Annotated in this window: 3 protein-coding genes and 1 pseudogene; 3 read left to right on the top strand and 1 reads right to left on the bottom strand. The window is 70.8% G+C overall.

What is annotated here, in order from left to right; translation table 11 throughout:
• Positions 1–562: 562 nt before the first annotated feature.
• Positions 563–1,312, bottom strand: a pseudogene (locus tag AC1D01_RS22420) (transporter substrate-binding domain-containing protein); the annotation flags it as partial.
• A gap of 145 nt (positions 1,313–1,457) precedes the next feature.
• On the opposite strand from AC1D01_RS22420, the gene AC1D01_RS22415 reads away from it, so the two are divergent.
• The 3 genes from AC1D01_RS22415 to AC1D01_RS22405 all read left to right on the top strand — a co-directional run.
• On the top strand, positions 1,458–2,801 hold the full coding sequence (locus AC1D01_RS22415) for a hypothetical protein (RefSeq protein WP_477870198.1): 1,344 nt from the start codon (positions 1,458–1,460) through the stop codon (positions 2,799–2,801).
• Positions 2,798–3,454, top strand: coding sequence for a hypothetical protein (locus AC1D01_RS22410; RefSeq protein ID WP_477870196.1), 657 nt, complete (start codon positions 2,798–2,800; stop codon positions 3,452–3,454). The genes AC1D01_RS22415 and AC1D01_RS22410 overlap by 4 nt, the downstream gene beginning before the upstream one ends.
• 4 nt (positions 3,455–3,458) lie before the next feature.
• Positions 3,459–4,449 (top strand): ATP-binding protein (locus AC1D01_RS22405; RefSeq protein WP_477870194.1); only part of this gene is annotated, 991 nt, incomplete at its 3' end.

The following is a 4,449-nucleotide window of genomic DNA, read 5'->3' as shown; positions in this document are numbered from 1 at the left end:
GGTCGGCCCTGGCGGGCCGACTGCACGAAGAAGMTCGGCTTCGGGGGTGCATCGGCAAACTCCCGTCACTCACTTCGTTCGTTGTGGTCAAACACAGCCGATGAGTATGTCTACGAAGCGCGCTGGCGCGCGCCACCCCCGAAACCAATCTTCTCCGTCGCCCCAGAAGTCGCCCCACAGCCTSYCCCCGGCCGCCCCRCCCACGAACCGAGAGTGTTCGTCGAGCYGRTCGSRCCGCCCGGGTGACACCCGGGCTCAACYCCCACTTGTTCGCTTGTCATCTCTCAAAGGAGCACGGCGGTGGCACAAAGGCGCGTGAGGGGAGGCTGTGGAGCGCCAATAGGGACGGGGCGCCGGAGCTGGCTGGTTTCATGGCCCGCGTGCGCAGCACGCTTCGTGMACTGACTGTCGCCCACTGTTTGACCACAACGAACGAAGTGAGTGGMGGGAGTTTGGGCGACGGGCCATGAAACCAGTCAGCGSAGGGSAGTCTTCGCCCCCCAGGGGGCGAAGACCGCACCGGCCGGCGAGCCACAGCCTCCCCKCACGCGCCTTTGCCCAAGGACGGCGCGACGACAGCCCCATGAATGCCATGCCGCGCCAGCGATTGCGCGACGTAGCCGCTCGCCTTGGCTTGTTCGACGAAGCCGGCAAGCAGCGCGGTAGCAGCAGCACCTCGCGTCAGCGGCAGGCCCATCGCCTGCTCGATCACCATGAAGCGCCCGCGCAGCAGGCGCAGGCCGGGCAGCCGCGCGGCATCGGATTCGAGCTGCTGGCGCACGCCGGCGGCCACGTCGGCGCCTTCGGCGAGGAAGCGCTCGACGACCGCCTGCGAGGTGGGCGTGCGCATCAGCTGCGCCGCCTTCAGCTCGCGCGACAGGTACAAGTCGTAGGCACTGCCGCGGCCGACCATGATGCGGGTGCCGGCGCGGTCGACCTGCGCGTTGTCGGYCAGCGGCGAATCGTTGCGCACCAGGAAGGCGCCTTCGATCAGCACGTACGGCGCGCTGAAGCCGATGCCGTCGCTGCGCCGCGGGTCGATCGCGAAGAAGCCGATGTCGGCCCGGTCCGCCTTCACGGTGTCGACCGATTGCAGCGCGGCCTCGACGACGACCACATCCAGCGGCACGCCCAGGCGTTGCGCGAGCAGCGTGGCCAGGTCGACCGACACGCCGCTCACGACACCCGCCGCATCGCGGTTGGCGAGGATCGGATTGCCGAGGTTGATGCAGGCGCGCAGCCGGCCGTGCGGGGCGAGGGCGGCCGCTGCGCCGGCGGGCAGTGCGGGTGCCGAGGTGCAGGCGCTGGCCATCACGAGGGGCGCGAGGGCGCAGGACAGTGCTGCGTGGCGACGGGTCATCGAAGAGGGCATGGGGCGGGCTCCACGGACTGAAGGCGCAGTATCGCGTCACTGAAGAGCAGTTCCTGCACCATGCCGCTGAGGCAAAATGCCGCCGATGAACGACGGCCCGACTCTCGATACCGCCGACATCGTTCAGTTCGAGGACCTGTTCCGCGACCCCGGCTACCCGCAAGAGCACCCGCTGTCCTTCGCGCTCGCGCAGAAGCAGCCGGCGATCGACGCGCTGCGCGGGCTGTTCGGCGGCAGCGCGGCGCTCGTCAGGCTGCGGTTGTGGTGCTTCCTCGAACTGGCGGCCCAGCCCCAGGGCAGGCTCTCGCGCGACGATGTCAATCAACTCTTCCATGCCGTGCTGCCCGATCCCCTCGACGCGGCACTCAAGCGCCTGCGCGACCTCGACCTGCTGGTCTGGGATGCCACCGCGCAGGATTACCACCTCTCGCCGCTCGCCCAGCAGGTGCAGGCGCTGCTCGCGCCGCTGACCGCCGCGCAGCAGGATGACGAGCTGTCCGGCCTGCTCGCGCAGGTGGCCGGCTCGCAGCAGCTCGGCCTGGTCGACGCCAGCCAGCTGCAGCACCTGCATGCGCAGCTCGCGCGGCTGCACGACGAGTTCGCCGAGGCCATCGCGAGCGGCTCCGAGGCGCGGCTGCGCCTGGCCCAGCCGCGCTTCGACCGCGCACTGAAACTGGTCGACAAGGCCGGGCAGGCGCTGTCGGCCATCATCCAGGACCACAACGACAGCCCGCGCCTGGAGCGCGCCGCCCGCGCGCTCGGGCAGGACCAGGCAAGGCTGCTGTCGATGGCCAGCCAGTTCACGCGCGCGCTGCAGCAGGCCGACCGCCAGCGCGTCACGCTGGGCAGCAGCGGGCTCACCTCGTCCGATGTGCGCAACTGGCTGCAGCACCACACCGACCTGGCGAGCCTGCTCGGCGAGGCGCTGTCTATCGGCGTGCGGCCCGTCTTCGTGACGCAGCACGACCTGCTCGACGTGGCCGAAGGTGAGTTCGAGCGCGACCGCCCCGACCCCACGCGCAGCACCGGCCTGCCGCCGCCCGCGCAGGCGGATGCCGGCACGCTCGACATCCTCAGCCTGCCGCCTGAACTGGGCGAGCTGATCGGCCTGCTCGGCCGCTGGAGCAGGGCGCCCGGCGACGCCGCCACCGCCGACCACCTGCTGGGCGAGGCCGTGCTGGGCGGGCGCTTCGCGCATGCCGCCTACCGATTGCAGCTGATGCCGCTGCTCGGCGATGCGCAGGCCCAGGCGCTGAAGAGCCCCACCGGTGAACTCGCGCGGATGCCGTGGCAGGTGGCGCTCACGCCCACGCTGCTGAAGACCACCGATCCCGAGGTCGCGCTGATCAGCGAGGGGCACCTGCAACGCAGCGGCCGCGCGCTGCCCGCCGAACCCACCCCACCCGACGCCATCCGCATTCCCGAATGAGTACTTCCCTCGACGACGCCGCCGTGCTGGCGGCCGAACTGCTCGCGCGCCGCTGGCTGCCGCGGCAGCATCCCAAGGTCAAGCGCGCACTGATCGACGCCGAGCTCTGGTCCGCCCTGCAGGAGCGGCTGGCCCAGGTCGGCCTGCGGCTGGTCGACAACCTCTACGCCGACCACATCACCGTGGCGCTGCTGCGCCCGGCCGAGAGCGCGGTGTTCGGCGAGGCCGGGCTCGACAGCCACAACAACATCGACCTGCCGCGCGACGCCGTCTCGCTGCTGATCGTGCTGTGGTCGCTGATCGTGCTGCCCAAGCGCGAACGCCAGGCCGCGCGCGCCACCAGCCTCGAATCCGACGGCCAGAACGAGATGTTCAACACCGCCCGCCCGCTGCCCGATGCCGTGAGCGTCAGCCCGGTGGTGTCGTACAAGTCGCTGCTGACCGATTTCGGCGTGCAGCTGGGCAAGAAGACACGGCTCGACGGCAACCTGAAGCGGCTCGCGAACCACGGCTTCATCGTGCACCGCGGCGACGAGATCGCCGAGGGCCCGCTGCTCGACCTGCTGCTCGACTACGACGTGCTCGCGCCGCGCATCCTCGACGGTGCGCTGCACGAGGTGCTGGGGCGGGCCCGCGGCGCGCAGGAGGCCTGACCCGATGTTCCACCTGCAATGCCTCGAACTGCTGCACTGGGACTACTGCCAGCGCCTCACGCTGCCGCTCGACGGCGCCATCATCACCGTGGCCGGCCCGAACGGCTCGGGCAAGACCACGCTGCTCGACGCGATGCGCACGCTGCTCGGCCTCGACTGCTCCGGCGGGCGCAGCTACAAGACCTACGCGCGCCATGCCAATGCCGACAGCGCCTGGCTGCGCGCCACCGTCGACAACCGGCCGCGCAACCGGCAGGCCTCGAACCGGCCCTTCGCGCGCTGCCTGCTGTATGCCGACACGGTGACGCTGGCCTGCCGCATCGAGCGCAACGGCGGCGACTGGCAGCGCCGCTACGTGATGGTCGACGGCGACGTGTCCATCGAATCGCTGGTGGAGCGCCCCGACAAGGACTGGCTCGGCATCGAGCACTGGCGGCGCCGCCTCGAAGGGGCCGGCCTGAGCCGCGCGATCGCACGCGTGCTGGCGCTCGAGCAGGGGCAGACCGACCGGCTCTGCGAGTACTCGCCGAAGGAGCTGCTGAGGCTGGTGTTCGACGTGTTCGGCGACCAGGACGTGCTGGACCGCTATGAAGACGCCCGCAACCACCAGCGCCAGCTGAGCCAGGAGGTGGAGGTCGCCGAGCGCGAGCTGGCCCATGGCCGGGCCCAGCGCGCCGAGCTGGAGGCACGCGTCAACCTCTACCAGCAGTACCAGCTGAAGCTGCGCGAGCGCGAGACGCTGAACACCGAGGTGATCCCGGTGCTGGCCTGGGCCGAGGAGCGCGAGCAGCTCGCCGGCAAGCTGCGCGAGTTGCACCGGCAGCGGCTCGAGCTGGCCCAGCAGGGGCGGCAGCGCGCACAGCTGAAGGCGCAGCTGCTGACCTTGCTCGAGGCCAGGTCGGCGGATGCCGAGCGTGTGAATACGCTGGAGCGCGAGCGCGATGCCGCCAAGCAGGCGCAAGAGGCCGCTCGCGAGGCCGAGCGCCCGTTGGAGG

Source organism: Rhizobacter sp. P3_B12 (assembly GCF_056402895.1).
Note: the sequence above shows the minus strand (reverse complement) of the source record. Positions and strands in the feature narration are given on the sequence as shown.